Origin of the sequence: Pseudomonas sp. URIL14HWK12:I6 (assembly GCF_000514195.1) — a bacterium.
In the GTDB taxonomy this organism is placed as follows: domain Bacteria; phylum Pseudomonadota; class Gammaproteobacteria; order Pseudomonadales; family Pseudomonadaceae; genus Aquipseudomonas; species Aquipseudomonas putida_A.
Window position 1 is genome coordinate 67,598 of the sequence record NZ_AZVL01000017.1, and the last position, 15,513, is coordinate 83,110.

Below are 15,513 nucleotides of genomic sequence, written 5' to 3' on the forward strand. Positions count from 1 at the left end.
GGAAAACACCATGAATGCAAAAGTCTGGCTGGTGGGGGCAGGTCCCGGTGATCCCGAACTGCTGACGCTCAAAGCGGTGCGCGCATTGCGTGAAGCGCAGGTGGTGTTGATTGACGATCTGGTCAATGCCGCGGTGCTGGAGCATTGCCCCACCGCGCGAATCATTGCCGTGGGCAAACGCGGCGGCTGTCGCTCGACACCGCAGGCGTTCATCCATCGGCTGATGTTGCGTTATGCGCGCCAAGGCAACTGCGTGGTGCGGCTCAAGGGCGGTGACCCGTGCATTTTCGGTCGTGGCGGCGAAGAGGCGCAGTGGTTACGCGAACGTGGGATTGAGGTCGAGTTGGTCAACGGTATTACCGCCGGACTCGCCGGCGCGACGCAATGCGATATTCCGCTGACGTTGCGCGGGGTGGCGCGCGGGGTGACGCTGGTGACCGCGCACACTCAGGACGACAGCCAGTTGAACTGGCAGGCGTTGGCGCAAGGTGGGACGACACTGGTGATTTACATGGGGGTGGCCAAGCTTGGCGAGATTCGCGATCAGCTATTGGCCGGCGGGATGGCGGCGGATACGCCGGTGGCGATGATCGAGAATGCCTCTCTGCCAGAACAGCGTGAGTGCCGCAGTGATCTGATGAGCATGAGTGACGACGCCTGCCGGTTTGAGCTCAAGAGCCCGGCCATACTCGTCATCGGCGCAGTGGCTGCCATTGCAGAGCAAAGGATCGCAGTCTCCGGCAGCTCCCCCATGGGAACTGTGTACGCCCTGTAAAGCCAAATCGCAGGCAAAAAAAAGCCCGGCCTGAGCCGGGCTTTTCTCGTAGCGGCAGCTAATTACTTAGCTTGAGCTTCAACCTGCGCTTCTACGCGACGGTTAACAGCGCGGCCAGCTTCAGTTTTGTTGTCAGCAACTGGGCGGGATTCGCCGTAGCCGATCGACTGAACGCGGGACGACTCAACACCGTACTGCTGGGTCAGAACCTGCTTAACGGCGTTTGCACGACGCTCAGACAGTTTCTGGTTGTAAGCGTCAGGACCGACGGAGTCAGTGTGACCTTCAACAGTGGTGTGAGTGGCTGGGTACTGCTTCATGAAGTCAGCCAGGTTCTTGATGTCAGCGTAGCTGTTTGGCTTGACGACCGACTTGTCGAAGTCGAATTTCACGTCCAGCTCTACACGAACAACTTCAGCAACTGCTGGGCAGCCATCAGCGTCAACAGTTACGTTGGCTGGGGTGTCCGGGCACTTGTCAACGTTGTCGCAAACGCCATCGTTGTCGCTGTCGGAGCAGACTTCAGCCGGAGCTGGAACTGGAGCAGCAGCTGGCTTGCCGCCGCCACCGAAGTTCACACCCAGACCAACCGATGGAGCGTAGTCCCAACGGCCGTTGTCCAGCTTGTAGTCAGCTTCTACGCCAGCACGGGCGAAGAAGTTTTCAGCGAAGTAGTACTTAACGCCAGCGCCAGCAGTCAGGAAAGTCGACTGGTCGCGACCGGTGTGGCCGTCAGCAGCTACGTTGGTCAGGTTGCCGTGCTTAACACCACCTTCAACGTAAGGACGCAGAGCGTCGCCAGCGTTGTTGAAGTGGTACTGAGCGGTCAGACCGAAGTTGTCACCGCGCAGTTTCTGGCTACCGGTACCGTCGTTCGAACGGGTGTGGTTGTTACGATCCCAGCCGAAGTTGATCGAGACGTCGTCGGTCAGGAAGTAACCGATTTTGGCGCCTGGGTTGAAGCCGTCTTCGACATGATCAATGCTGTCGTTGTACTGCTTCTTGTAGTTGATCTCGCCTTCAACTGCGCCTTGGCCTTGTGCCAGTGCGCCGAACGAAGTAGCGGCAATAAGAGAACCAATGGCCAAGCCCAAGGTGTTTTTCAGTTTCATCCGTTAAATCCCCATCTGGTGATTGTGAAGCAGTCCCGCAAACCGGGGGACAACTCGGCGGCAAGTCTATCAGAACTTGCCTACACGTAAGAGATATTTGCGCTGAACTAAGTTTCAGCAATGCCTGCAAATTTCTCACGCAATTTGTCTAGAGCACGTTTGTACCGCATTTTTGTCGCACTCAAACCCATGTGCATGATGTCTGCGATCTCCTGAAACTCCAGCTCTGCGACAAATCGTAGCACCAGAATTTCACGGTCAATCGGGTTCACATACACCAGCCAGCGATCGAGTCCGCCCTTCTCCTCGGGTTTCGGCGCCTTTTCTTCCGACGCTTCTTCCAGCGGGTCCAGACTCAAGGCGTCCATCAAGCGACGCTTTCGCCGTTCCTTCCGATACTGCGTGATGCATTCGTTATACGTGATGCTGTAGAGCCAGGTTTTGAACTTCGATTTCCCCTCGAAGTTCTTCAGGCCGTACAACACCTTAAGCATCACTTCCTGACAGACATCGTCTGCGTCGCGATCGTTCCCAAGATATCTCGCACAAACGTTAAATAATGTTCGCTGGTAACGCCGCATCAGCTCTTCATAGGCGCGCGTCACGTGAAACAGCTCGGTATGCGAGCGCGCGACCAACTCCTCATCAGAGAGCTCACGGGGGTCATAGCGCGTGGATAGCGTTTGGGCTTTATTCAAAACAAGTCGTGCCGACAGTCAGGTCAATGTCCGCCGCACCCCTCTCAGGGCATTTTGCGGCGGCATACATTAGCAGGGTTTGCCGGGTTAGCGGCTACTCACATGCTGTTCCAGCAGGATCCGATTGGAGAGTGAGACTAGCTCACCCTCATCGGTCAGCAATGTGGTTTTAACCGTGCCGATCTCTTCGATCTGGCCTTCGACCTCGCCAACACGCACTTGTTGCCCAACCTGATACAACTCACGCACATAGATTCCCGCAAGAATCTGACCGGCAATTTCCCGGCTTCCCAAACCCATGGCCAGCGCAACAGCCAGACCAACGGTAATCAATACGATGACAATTACATGGTTCAGCAGGTCAGTCTTGACCTCGAGCTGGCTGATCGCGACCGAGATACTGATGATGATCACCAGCCCCTGGGCGATTCGGCCCAAACCCGAAGCGTAGTCCAGCCCTACGCCTTCTGCCGCTCCGCGCACCAGGCCGTTGGCCAATTGCGCGAGCAAAACACCCACCAGCAACACCAGCGCGGCGCCGAAAACCTTCGGCAAATACAACGCCAGCATGTCCAGCGTAGCTGAAACTCGCTCAAGTCCAAGGGACTCTGCTGCAGAAACCAGGAAAATCAGCAGAACGAACCAGTAAACAATCTTGCCGATCAAGGTTGAGATCGGCACTTGCAGGCCGGCCCGCGACATCAACTTGGTCAGACCGGTGCCGCCCATCAGGCGATCAAGGCCCAGTTTGGCGAGCAATTTGGACAGCAAGGTATCGAGCAGCTTGGCCACCACGAAACCCAACAGCAGCACCACCAGTGCGCCGAACAGGTTCGGGATGAAGTTGGCGACTTTGGTCCACAACGCAGTCATTGCAGTGACGAGGCTCTGAGTCCAGAGATCAAGTTCCATATTCAATCAGCCTTATCAGCAGTGCGTGCAGTAGTTTTACGAAGACGGGAAACCGGCGAGACGTGGGCCGATCCGTTATTCAGGGCGATCATCAGCGCGGGCAGCCAGCGGCCCAGCAGGCTGAACAGATCACCGGCGCCCACCTGGCGGTTGGCGGTTTTGAGTACGCGACCCAGGCATGCGTCGTCGTCACGGCTGGACGGCGAGGCGTTGAGCATGTCGCGCAAAGACTGTTCAAACGGATCGTGCATACGCACCTCTCGTGATGTCTGTGAAAGACGCGGGCAAATTTGGTCGGGTCACATGTTGCATCTTCACACCCAGCGCAAACGGCGGAATAACCACCATTGACCGAAGGCCATCGCCAGCACCGTCAGACAGGCAATCAGGAAACCATAAGGGCTGCTCGAGAACGGAATGCCGCCCACATTGATGCCCAGCAGGCCGGTGAGAAAACTCATCGGCAAAAAGATGCAGGTGATGATGCCGAAGCGGTACATCGTGCGATTCATGCGCACGTTCAAACGCCGGTCTTCAGCCTCCAGCACAAGCCCCATGCGCTCTCGGGTCAATTCCAGCTCTTCGAGATAGCGCGTCAGGCTGTTGTTCAATTCGTTCCAGTAGTCAGCGTCATCGTCGACAAACCACGGCAGTTTTATCCGGGTCAGTTGTCCGAAAATATCCCGCTGCGGTGCCAGAAAACGCTTCAGTCCGGCCGCCCGGCGGCGGATGTGCAAAATCGAGCCATGCTCGGGGGTATACCGTTCGTCGGCATCCAGTTTTTCTTCCTCTTCATCGACCAGTTCCGACAGGCAGGTGACCAGATCCTGCACCTTGTTGGTGAGGAATTGCGCCAGATACAGGATCAGTTCAGATGAGGTTTTCGGGCCTTTGCCTTCGCTCAGCAGCGCCAGCAGCTCATCGGTGGCACGCAGCGGACGCAAACGCAGCGAGATGACCCGTTGCGCCGACGCGAAAATCCGCACCGAGACCATGTCTTCCGGCTCGGCGCCGGGGTTGAGGTTGACCCCGCGCAGAAACAGCAGAAGTTCAGCATCCGGCAACGGCAACAGGCGTGGCCGGGTGTTCTCTTCCAGCAGCAGGTCGCAGGCAAATTCATTCAGGCCGCTGGATTTGCGCAGCCAGGTCTGGGTTTGCGGATGGCTGCGATCCCAATGTAGCCACAGGCTCTCATGGGCCTGCAGTTGCAGATCGTCGAGCTCAGTCCGGGCAATCGAACGCGCACCGCCTTTACCGTCCAGCACCAGGGCATGCACCAGCCCCCACTGCGCGTTTTCTTCCTCGAACATCCGCATCCCTTTGTCGAAAAACTTATTCAGGCATCTGCAGCGGACTCGGCGAAACGATCACGCCGTTGTTGTCCGCATAGATGTATTGGCCCGGATGGAACGTCACGCCGGCGAAAGTCACCGGTACGTTGAGATCGCCGATACCGCGCTTTTCGGTTTTCATCGGATGGCTGGCCAACGCCTGAACACCGAGATCGGTCTGGGCAATAACGTCGACATCACGGATGCAACCATAGATGACCATCCCTTCCCAACCGTTTTTCGCGGCCTTCTCGGCGATCATGTCGCCCAGCAGCGCGCGCCGCAGCGAACCGCCGCCATCGACCACCAGCACCTTGCCGCTACCCTTGAGTTCGGCTTGCTCTTTGACCAGCGAGTTGTCTTCGAAACATTTGATGGTCACGATTTCGCCGCCGAAGGAATCACGGCCGCCGAAATTGCTGAACATCGGTTCCAGCACCTGCACCAGCTCCGGATAGGCGTCGCACAGGTCAGGCGTGAGGTAATGGTTCATCGAAAAACTCCTGTAAAAAGGAAGACGATCTAGGATGTCGCACTCTTTTGAAACGAGTCCCGGCGGTCGCTGTTTACCTTAGTTCATGCAATGGTCGCTGAACGAACCTGAACAAACGCTGAAACGTAATAGCTAAACACCCACCAAATATGACCAGAACCGCACAATGCGTCATATCTTAGCCGCAAGCCGACCTGAACGAAATGCCCTTTTCAGAGCCCCGGACTCAGACCGCAGCGGCAAGATCCGGCTTGTCGCCGAGCAACGGCGTCTGCTGATCGTTCAACCAGCGTGCCACCAGCGGCCAGACCTCGGCCTGCGCCGCCTTGCTCACCAACATCTCGACATGCCCGAAGTTGTCGCTGAAACCCTGCTCGCGCCCCAGATTGACGAACTGTTTGTGCTCGGAGCCGATCTGCTCGAACAGTTTGCGACAGGCCCATGCCGGATCCTGATGATCGCCCGCCGCGGTCACTGCCAGCACCGGCACCTGAACCTCGGCCAGGCCGGCCCACCAGTCCTTGTCCTTGTCGCCAAAACGCCCGAACAAGCCGTACCAGCGCATGCTTTCCAGCGCAAGACCGATCGGCTCGTCTTCCGGGCCGCGCTTGAGGCGCGAGCCGGACAATTGCGCGAAACGCTTGAGAATGAAGCGCCCGCTCCACTCCACCGGTGGAATTTTCAGCGGCCAGTACGTGCGGCTGACCTGCGTGCCGAAAAACGCCGCCGAGGCCACGGCCGGCTCGCCGAGGTATTCGCCACCCAGCGCCGCCGCCAGCGTGATACCGCCCAGCGAATGGCCGATCCAGTGCGGCACCTGCCCGCTCTGCTCGCGGACGAACGCGGCAATCGCCGGCAGATCGTAACGGGCGTAGTCGGCCACGCGGTTGCGCCGGTAGTCCTCGTTGCGCTGCGACAGGCCGTGACCGCGCATCTCCGGGATCCACACGTCGAAGCCCAGGCGCGTCAGGTACGCGCCCAGCCCCAAGCCTTTGGGGGAAAACCAGAAACGCCGGTTGGAGAAGCTGCCGTGCAGCAAAATCACCGGCACGCCGCGTGGTGTCGTATCGTCGGCCATGCCCAAACGGGTCACGGCGATTTCCACGGACCAGTCGGGACTGTTGCCGGGTTTGAGTCGATACACGTCTTCGCTCAGATCACCGCGACGTTCGGCGCTGATCAGGGCGACAGGAAACAGGTTGCTGCTGCTTTGCATAATGCTCTTGCACAAAAAAGGGCGGCATCTACAGGAGCCCGCCCTACTTCAATCTCAAAGCCCCCGACCTTTGTGGGAGCGGGCTTGCTCGCGAAAGCGGTGTATCAGCCAACATTTGTGGCGGATCTTATTCCGTCTTCGCGAGCAAGCCCGCTCCCACAGGGGAGGATGGCCGTTCACATATGGATCAAGCCTGCGCCTGACCTTCGGCGAGGAAGAACCAGGTTTCCAGCACGGAGTCCGGGTTCAGCGACACGCTTTCGATGCCCTGCTCCATCAGCCATTTGGCCAGATCCGGGTGGTCCGAAGGGCCCTGACCGCAGATGCCGATGTACTTGCCGGCCTTGTTGCACGCGGCAATCGCGTTGGCCAGCAGCTTCTTCACCGCTGGATTACGCTCGTCGAACAGGTGCGCGATGATCCCGGAGTCACGGTCCAGGCCCAGTGTCAGCTGAGTCAGGTCGTTGGAGCCGATCGAGAAGCCGTCGAAGAATTCGAGGAACTCTTCAGCGAGAATCGCGTTGGATGGCAGTTCGCACATCATGATCACGCGCAGGCCGTTGTCGCCACGGGCCAGGCCATTTTCGGCGAGCAAATCGACCACTTGACTGGCTTCGCCGAGGGTACGGACGAACGGCACCATGATTTCGACGTTGGTCAGGCCCATCTCGTTGCGCACGCGTTTCAACGCGCGGCATTCGAGTTCGAAGCAGTCACGGAACGATTCGCTGATGTAACGCGAAGCGCCACGGAAGCCGAGCATCGGGTTTTCTTCTTCCGGCTCGTACAGCTTGCCGCCGATCAGGTTCGCGTATTCGTTGGACTTGAAGTCCGACAGACGCACGATGACCTTCTTCGGCCAGAACGCAGCAGCGAGGGTGCTGATGCCTTCCACCAGTTTTTCGACGTAGAAGCCGACCGGATCGTTGTAACCGGCGATGCGCTTGTCGACGCTGTCCTTGATTTCCTGCGGCAGACCGTCGTAGTTCAGCAGCGCTTTCGGGTGCACGCCGATCATGCGGTTGATGATGAATTCCAGACGGGCCAGGCCCACACCGGCGTTCGGCAGCTGCGCGAAATCGAAGGCGCGGTCCGGATTGCCGACGTTCATCATGATCTTGAACGGCAACTCCGGCATGGCGTCCACGGAGTTCTTCTTGACGTCGAAGCCCAGCTCGCCTTCGAAGATGTAACCGGTGTCGCCTTCGGCGCAGGACACGGTTACGCCCTGGCCATCTTTCAACAGTTGGGTGGCGTTGCCGCAGCCCACGACCGCTGGAATCCCCAGTTCACGGGCGATGATCGCCGCGTGGCAGGTACGGCCGCCACGGTTGGTGACGATGGCGCTGGCGCGCTTCATCACCGGCTCCCAGTCCGGGTCGGTCATGTCGGAGACCAGCACGTCACCGGCCTGGACTTTGTCCATTTCCGAGACGTCCTTGATGATCCGCACTTTGCCGGCGCCGATGCGCTGGCCGATGGCACGACCTTCCACCAGCACGGTGCCGGTTTCTTTCAACAGGTAACGTTCCATGACGTTGGCCTGGGTGCGGCTTTTCACGGTTTCCGGACGGGCCTGCACGATGTACAGCTTGCCGTCGTCACCGTCTTTGGCCCACTCGATGTCCATCGGGCAGCCGTAGTGCTTCTCGATGATCATCGCCTGCTTGGCCAGCTCGCTGACTTCGGCGTCGGTCAGGCAGAAACGCGCGCGTTCGGCCTTGTCGACATCGACGGTCTTCACCGAACGACCGGCCTTGGCCTCGTCGCCGTAGATCATCTTGATCGCTTTGCTGCCCAGGTTGCGGCGCAGGATCGCCGGGCGACCGGCTTCCAGGGTGCCTTTGTGCACATAGAATTCGTCGGGGTTGACCGCGCCTTGAACAACGGTTTCGCCCAGACCGTAGGCGCCGGTGATGAACACCACGTCACGGAAACCGGATTCGGTATCGAGGGTGAACATCACGCCAGCGGTACCGGTTTCCGAACGCACCATACGCTGCACGCCAGCCGACAGGGCGACCAGTTTGTGGTCGAAGCCCTGGTGCACGCGGTAGGAAATCGCCCGGTCGTTGAACAGCGAAGCGAACACCTCTTTGGCGGCGCGGATAACGTTTTCCACGCCACGGATGTTCAGGAAGGTTTCCTGCTGGCCGGCGAACGAAGCATCCGGCAAGTCTTCGGCGGTGGCGGAAGAACGCACGGCCACGGCCACGTCAGGGTTGCCGGCCGACAGCGCGGCGAACGCGGTGCGGATCTCGGTATTGAGTTTTTCAGGGAATTCGGCGTCCATGATCCATTGACGGATCTGCGCACCGGTCTTGGCCAGTGCATTGACGTCATCGACGTCCAGGGCGTCGAGAGCCTTGTGGATCTGGTCGTTGAGGCCGCTCAGTTCGAGAAAGTCGCGATAGGCCCGCGCGGTGGTGGCAAAGCCGCCGGGGACCGACACACCGGCACCCGCCAGGTTGCTGATCATCTCGCCCAGGGATGCGTTCTTGCCCCCCACATGCTCAACATCGTGTTTGCCGAGCTTATCGAGGGAAACTACGTACTCTACCAAGGTGATCTCTCCACTAACTGTGTTGGAAAAGCTCAGAAACCGGCGGCTCGGGGGAGCGTTGGCCGGCTGTATGGCCTGGACCTGGAAAATAAGTGAGAATGCGGGCCAATGGCGGCCGGCAAATCGCGCCTATCATATCCAGAAATACTCTTTAGCTTAAGGCCCAAGGTGCAAATGAAACGATCTGCTTTCTTTATCTCCGATGGCACCGGCATTACCGCCGAAACCCTGGGTCAAAGCCTTCTGGCGCAGTTCGAAAACATTACCTTCACCAAGCTCACGCGGCCGTATATCGACAACGCGGACAAAGCGCGGGCCATGGTACAACAAATCAACAAAGCCGCTGAAACCGACGGCTTCCGTCCGATCATCTTCGACACCATCGTCAATCAGGACATCCGTGAGATTCTCGCAACGTCCAATGGTTTCATGATCGACATTTTCTCGACCTTCCTCGCCCCGCTCGAACAGGAACTGACCGAGCATTCTTCCTACACCGTCGGCAAGTCCCACTCGATCGGGCACAACTCCAATTACATGGAGCGCATCGAGGCGGTGAACTTCGCCCTCGACAACGACGACGGCGCGCGCACCCACTATTACGACAAGGCCGACCTGATACTAGTGGGCGTGTCGCGTTGTGGTAAGACGCCGACGTGTCTGTACATGGCGATGCAGTTCGGTATCCGCGCGGCCAACTACCCGCTGACCGAAGACGACATGGAGCGTCTGACCCTGCCGACCGCCCTGCGCGCCCATCAGCACAAGTTGTTCGGCCTGACCATCGACCCGGACCGCCTCACCGCGATCCGCAACGAGCGCAAGCCCAACAGCCGCTATTCGAGCTACGCCCAGTGCGAATTCGAAGTGCGCGAAGTGGAAAACCTGTTCCGCCGCGAGAACATCCCGCACATCAACTCCACACATTTTTCGGTGGAAGAGATTTCGGCGAAGATTCTGGTGGAGAAAGGTGTGGAGCGGCGTTTCAAATAGATTGGCGGCGTCTGCTTTGGCGCCTTCGCGGGCAAGCCCGCTCCCACAGGGTTTCAGAGTGTTCATGCATGTTGTGCCAGGCACAAAACCTTGTGGGAGCGGGCTTGCTCGCGAAGGCGGTGTGTCAGCCAGCGAAAATGTCGACTGACACTACGCCTTCGCGAGCAAGCCCGCTCCCACAGTTTTTGTTCGGTGTAGTGTCAGAAGGAGTCGCCTGGGATGCGTACGTAGCCTTCCATGAGGACGCGGGCACTGCGGCTCATGATGGCCTTTTTCACTACCCACTCACCGTTTTCCAGACTGGCCTCGGCGCCTACGCGCAGCGTCCCGGACGGATGGCCGAAGCGCACCGCGTTGCGTTCGACACCGCCCGCAGCGAGATTCACCAAAGTCCCGGAAATCGCCGCCGCCGTGCCGATTGCCACCGCCGCCGTACCCATCATCGCGTGGTGCAACTTGCCCATCGACAACGCACGCACCAGCAAATCCACATCAGCGGCGGCAATCGCCTTGCCGCTGGACGCCACGTAATCCGCAGGCTTGGCGACAAACGCGACTTTCGGCGTGTGCTGTCGCTTGGCCGCTTCATCCAGACTGGAAATCAGGCCCATGCGCAACGCACCGTAGGCGCGGATGGTTTCGAACATCTGCAAGGCTTGCGGGTCGCTGTTGATCGCGCTTTGCAGTTCGGTGCCGGTGTAGCCGATGTCTGCGGCGTTGACGAAAATCGTCGGGATCCCGGCGTTGATCATGGTCGCCTGGAACGTGCCGACACCCGGCACTTCCAGCTCGTCGATCAGGTTACCGGTGGGGAACATCGAACCGCCGCCGCCCTCTTCTTCCGCCGCCGGGTCCATGAATTCGACCTGCACTTCGGCGGCCGGAAAGGTCACGCCGTCGAGCTCGAAATCACCGGTTTCCTGCACTTCGCCGTTGGTGATCGGCACGTGGGCGATGATGGTCTTGCCGATGTTGGCCTGCCACACGCGCACCACCGCCACACCGTTGTGCGGAATGCGGCTGGCCTCCACCAGACCGTTGCTGATGGCGAACGAACCGACCGCTGCCGAGAGGTTGCCACAGTTGCCGCTCCAGTCCACGAACGGCTTGTCGATGGACACCTGACCGAACAGGTAATCGACGTCGTGATCAGCCTTGATGCTTTTCGACAGGATTACGGTTTTGCTGGTGCTCGACGTGGCGCCGCCCATGCCGTCGATCTGCTTGTCGTACGGGTCGGGGCTGCCGATCACCCGCAGCAGCAAGGCATCGCGGGCGGGGCCGGGAACCTGCGCGGCTTCGGGCAGATCCTCGAGGCTGAAGAACACGCCTTTGCTGGTGCCGCCGCGCATGTAGGTGGCGGGGATTTTGATCTGCGGTGCGAAATGAGCTGCGTGAGCCATGGTGCTCCTTATCCGCAAACGCGGGTCAACCGACCCGCGCTCGCACTACGTGATTTAAACGGCAACCGCCGACTCTTCGAGGAAGTCCTGGGCGAAGCGCTGCAACACGCCGCCGGCCTCGTAGATCGACACTTCTTCAGCGGTATCCAGACGGCAGGTCACCGGCACCTCAACACGTTCGCCGGACTTGCGATGGATCACCAGCGTCAGGTCGGCGCGCGGGGTGCGGGCGCCGATCACGTCGTAGGTTTCGCTGCCGTCGATGGCCAAGGTGTGGCGGTCGGTGCCCGGTTTGAACTCCAGCGGCAACACGCCCATGCCCACCAGGTTGGTGCGGTGAATGCGCTCGAAACCTTCGGCTACGATCGCTTCCACGCCTGCCAGTCGCACGCCCTTCGCCGCCCAGTCGCGGGACGAACCCTGACCGTAGTCGGCACCGGCGATGATGATCAGCGGCTGCTTGCGCTCCATGTAGGTTTCGATGGCTTCCCACATGCGCATCACCTGGCCTTCCGGCTCGACCCGCGCCAGCGAACCCTGTTTGACCTTGCCGTTTTCCTGGACCATTTCGTTGAACAGTTTCGGGTTGGCGAAGGTCGCGCGTTGCGCGGTCAAGTGGTCGCCACGGTGCGTGGCGTAGGAGTTGAAGTCTTCTTCCGGCAGGCCCATTTTCGCCAGGTATTCACCGGCAGCGCTGTCGAGCATGATCGCGTTGGAGGGCGACAGGTGATCGGTGGTGATGTTGTCCGGCAGCACCGCCAGCGGGCGCATGCCCTTCAGCGGCCGCGCGCCGGCCAGCGCACCTTCCCAGTATGGCGGCCGGCGGATATAGGTGCTCATCTCGCGCCAGTCGTACAGCGGCGTGACTTTCGGGCCGGTGTCTTCGTGGATGGCGAACATCGGAATGTAGACCTGACGGAACTGCTCCGGCTTGACCGACGACCTCACCACCGCATCGATTTCTTCGTCGCTCGGCCAGATGTCCTTCAGGCGGATTTCCTTGCCGTCGACCACACCCAACACATCTTTCTCGATGTCGAAACGGATGGTTCCGGCGATGGCGTACGCGACCACCAGCGGCGGCGACGCGAGGAACGCCTGTTTGGCGTACGGGTGAATGCGGCCGTCGAAGTTGCGGTTGCCGGAGAGCACGGCCGTCGCATACAGATCGCGGTCGATGATCTCTTGCTGGATCACCGGATCGAGGGCGCCGGACATGCCGTTGCAAGTGGTGCAGGCAAACGCGACGACGCCGAAACCGAGTTGCTCCAGCTCCGTGGTCAGCCCCGCCTCATCGAGATACAGCGCCACGGTTTTCGACCCCGGTGCCAGCGAGGATTTGACCCACGGCTTGCGGGTCAGGCCGAGCTTGTTGGCGTTGCGCGCCAGCAGACCGGCGGCGATCACGTTGCGCGGGTTGCTGGTGTTGGTGCAGCTGGTGATGGCAGCGATGATCACCGCGCCGTCGGGCATTTGCCCCGGCACGTCATCCCACTGCCCGGAGATGCCTTTGGCCGCCAGATCCGCTACCGCCACACGGGCGTGCGGGTTGCTCGGGCCGGCCATGTTGCGCACCACCGACGACAGATCGAAAGTCAGGCCACGCTCGTATTGCGCGCCTTTCAGGCTGTCGGCCCACAGGCCGTTGAGTTTGGCGTACTGCTCGACCAGTTGCACTTGCTGGTCTTCGCGACCGGTGAGTTTCAGGTAGTCGATGGTCTGCTGATCGATGTAGAACATCGCTGCGGTGGCACCGTATTCCGGGGCCATGTTGGAGATGGTCGCGCGGTCGCCGAGGGTCAGCGCCGAGGCGCCTTCGCCGAAGAACTCCAGCCAGGCGCCGACGACTTTCTGTTTGCGCAGGTATTCGGTCAGCGCCAGCACCATGTCGGTGGCGGTGATGCCCGGTTGCAGCTTGCCGGTCAGTTCGACGCCGACACTTTCCGGCAGGCGCATCCACGAGGCGCGGCCGAGCATCACGCTCTCGGCTTCGAGGCCACCGACACCGATGGCGATCACGCCCAGCGCATCGACGTGCGGGGTGTGGCTGTCTGTGCCGACGCAGGTGTCGGGGAACGCCACGCCGTCGCGCAACTGGATCACCGGGGACATTTTCTCCAGGTTGATCTGGTGCATGATGCCGTTGCCCGGCGGGATCACGTCGACGTTTTTGAAGGCCTTTTTGGTCCAGTTGATGAAGTGGAAACGGTCTTCGTTGCGCCGGTCTTCGATGGCGCGGTTCTTCTCGAACGCCTGCTTGTCGAAACCGCCCGCTTCCACCGCCAGCGAGTGGTCGACGATCAGTTGCGTCGGCACCACCGGGTTGACCTGCGCCGGGTCACCGCCCTGCAGGGCGATCGCGTCACGCAGGCCGGCGAGGTCGACCAGTGCGGTCTGGCCGAGAATGTCGTGGCAAACGACACGCGCCGGAAACCACGGGAAGTCGAGGTCGCGTTTGCGCTCGATCAGTTGTTTGAGGGAATCGGTGAGCGTGGCCGGGTCGCAGCGACGCACGAGGTTTTCCGCCAGCACGCGGGAGGTGTACGGCAGGGTGTCGTAGCTGCCGGGCTGAATCGCCTCGACCGCCGCACGGGCGTCGAAATAATCCAGGGAACTGCCGGGCAGGTTTTTGCGGAATTCTGTGTTCATCGGGTCAGGACTCGGGTCACGGTAGTTTCAAAGGGTGGCTGACACAAACCTGAGTTACACACCATCCACTGTGGGAGCGAGCCTGCTCGCGAAAGCGGTAGATCAGTCGACATCCATGGTGAATGTCAGTCCGTCTTCGCGAGCAGGCTCGCTCCCACAGGGTCTAGCGGTGTTCTCTGGTTCCGGGTCAGCCCACCATTCAGCGACGTTCGATTGGCACGAACTTGCGCTGTTCGACGCCGATGTACTCGGCGCTTGGACGGATGATGCGGTTGTTGGCGCGCTGTTCGAACACGTGCGCGGCCCAGCCGGTCAGGCGCGAGCAGACGAAGATCGGCGTGAACAGCTTGGTCGGGATGCCCATGAAGTGGTACGCGGAGGCATGGTAGAAGTCGGCGTTGGGGAACAGTTTTTTCTGCTCCCACATGGTCTTGTCGATGGCTTCGGAGACCGGGAACAGCACCTTGTCACCGACTTCGTCGGCGAGTTTTTTCGACCAGCCCTTGATCACCTCGTTACGCGGATCGCTGTCCTTATAGATCGCGTGGCCGAAGCCCATGATCTTGTCCTTGCGCTCGAGCATGCCGAGGGTGCCTTTGATCGCCTCTTCCGGCGACGAGAAGCGCTCGATCATTTCCATTGCCGCCTCGTTGGCGCCGCCATGCAGCGGGCCACGCAGCGAACCGATAGCCGCCGTGACGCAGGAATACAGGTCGGACAGGGTCGATGCGCAAACGCGAGCGGTAAACGTCGAGGCGTTGAATTCGTGCTCGGCGTAAAGGATCAGCGACACGTTCATCACTTTGACGTGCAGTTCGCTCGGCTTCTTGTCGTGCAACAAGTGCAGGAAGTGGCCGCCGATAGTCGGCTCGTCGCTAACGCAGTTGATGCGTTTGCCGTCGTGACTGAAGCGATACCAGTAGCACATGATCGCCGGGAATGCGGCGAGCAGACGGTCGGTCTTGTCGCGCTGTTCGGAAAAATCCTTCTCCGGTTCAAGGTTGCCGAGGAACGAGCAACCGGTGCGCATCACGTCCATCGGGTGCGCATCGGCAGGGATGCGTTCGAGCACTTCTTTCAGCGCTTGCGGCAGGTCGCGCAGCTTGCTCAGTTTTTGCTGGTAGGCATCGAGTTGTGCACGGGTCGGCAGCTCGCCGTAGAGCAACAGGTACGCCACCTCTTCGAACTGCGCGTCTGCCGCCAGTTCACGCACGTCGTAGCCGCGATAGGTCAGCCCGGCACCGGCCTGGCCCACGGTGGACAGTGCGGTTTGCCCGGCAACCTGGCCACGGAGCCCGGCGCCACTGAGTACTTTTGCTTCGGCCATTGCTGTCTCCAGTTTTCTTGAATTTGTAGGGGAAACGTGTG

The 15,513-nt window shown here is 60.1% G+C and carries 13 protein-coding genes; 2 read left to right on the forward strand and 11 right to left on the reverse strand.

The window, feature by feature from the left end; genetic code table 11:
• The first annotated feature begins 10 nt into the window (after positions 1-10).
• Positions 11-775, forward strand: coding sequence for a uroporphyrinogen-III C-methyltransferase (cobA, locus tag H043_RS0119665; RefSeq protein ID WP_027613289.1), 765 nt, complete (start codon positions 11-13; stop codon positions 773-775).
• 62 nt (positions 776-837) lie between these two features.
• Here cobA and H043_RS0119670 read toward each other — a convergent pair whose 3' ends face one another.
• The 8 genes from H043_RS0119670 to ppsA all read right to left on the reverse strand — a co-directional run bounded on the left by H043_RS0119670 (position 838) and on the right by ppsA (position 9,100).
• Positions 838-1,887, reverse strand: a complete 1,050-nt coding sequence (locus H043_RS0119670; RefSeq protein ID WP_027613290.1) for an OmpA family protein — start codon at positions 1,885-1,887, stop codon at positions 838-840.
• Positions 1,888-1,994: 107 nt separating this feature from the next.
• Positions 1,995-2,585: an RNA polymerase sigma factor SigX gene (sigX, locus tag H043_RS0119675; RefSeq protein WP_011333251.1), complete on the reverse strand. Its 591-nt coding sequence runs from the start codon at positions 2,583-2,585 to the stop codon at positions 1,995-1,997.
• Between the two features lie 87 nt (positions 2,586-2,672).
• On the reverse strand, positions 2,673-3,497 hold the full coding sequence (locus tag H043_RS0119680) for a mechanosensitive ion channel domain-containing protein (protein ID WP_007916401.1): 825 nt from the start codon (positions 3,495-3,497) through the stop codon (positions 2,673-2,675).
• Positions 3,498-3,499: 2 nt separating this feature from the next.
• Positions 3,500-3,748 carry a hypothetical protein gene (locus H043_RS0119685; protein WP_003223293.1) on the reverse strand — a complete coding sequence of 83 codons (249 nt, stop codon included), beginning with the start codon at positions 3,746-3,748 and terminating at the stop codon, positions 3,500-3,502.
• Between the two features lie 63 nt (positions 3,749-3,811).
• On the reverse strand, positions 3,812-4,807 hold the full coding sequence (locus H043_RS0119690; protein WP_027613291.1) for a zinc transporter ZntB: 996 nt from the start codon (positions 4,805-4,807) through the stop codon (positions 3,812-3,814).
• Positions 4,808-4,829: 22 nt separating this feature from the next.
• Positions 4,830-5,321 carry a ribonuclease E activity regulator RraA gene (gene rraA / locus H043_RS0119695; protein WP_027613292.1) on the reverse strand — a complete coding sequence of 164 codons (492 nt, stop codon included), beginning with the start codon at positions 5,319-5,321 and terminating at the stop codon, positions 4,830-4,832.
• Positions 5,322-5,547: 226 nt separating this feature from the next.
• Positions 5,548-6,537 (reverse strand): alpha/beta fold hydrolase, encoded by a 990-nt coding sequence (locus H043_RS0119700; protein ID WP_027613293.1) that lies wholly within the window; start codon positions 6,535-6,537, stop codon positions 5,548-5,550.
• A gap of 187 nt (positions 6,538-6,724) precedes the next feature.
• Complete coding sequence (gene ppsA / locus H043_RS0119705; protein WP_027613294.1) at positions 6,725-9,100, reverse strand: phosphoenolpyruvate synthase; 2,376 nt, start codon at positions 9,098-9,100, stop codon at positions 6,725-6,727.
• Between the two features lie 174 nt (positions 9,101-9,274).
• Here ppsA and H043_RS0119715 point away from each other — a divergent pair, with 174 nt between their 5' ends.
• On the forward strand, positions 9,275-10,093 hold the full coding sequence (locus tag H043_RS0119715) for a pyruvate, water dikinase regulatory protein (protein WP_007960912.1): 819 nt from the start codon (positions 9,275-9,277) through the stop codon (positions 10,091-10,093).
• 200 nt (positions 10,094-10,293) lie between these two features.
• Here the strand turns inward: H043_RS0119715 and prpF are convergent, their stop codons facing one another.
• The 3 genes from prpF to prpC form a co-directional block, all read right to left on the reverse strand.
• Positions 10,294-11,496, reverse strand: coding sequence for a 2-methylaconitate cis-trans isomerase PrpF (gene prpF, locus H043_RS0119720; protein ID WP_027613295.1), 1,203 nt, complete (start codon positions 11,494-11,496; stop codon positions 10,294-10,296).
• Between the two features lie 54 nt (positions 11,497-11,550).
• Positions 11,551-14,145: a Fe/S-dependent 2-methylisocitrate dehydratase AcnD gene (acnD, locus tag H043_RS0119725; RefSeq protein ID WP_027613296.1), complete on the reverse strand. Its 2,595-nt coding sequence runs from the start codon at positions 14,143-14,145 to the stop codon at positions 11,551-11,553.
• A 199-nt stretch (positions 14,146-14,344) separates the two neighbouring features.
• The gene (gene prpC / locus H043_RS0119730) at positions 14,345-15,472 is read right to left on the reverse strand and encodes a 2-methylcitrate synthase (RefSeq protein WP_027613297.1); all 1,128 of its coding nucleotides are present in this window, start codon (positions 15,470-15,472) and stop codon (positions 14,345-14,347) included.
• Positions 15,473-15,513 lie beyond the last annotated feature (41 nt).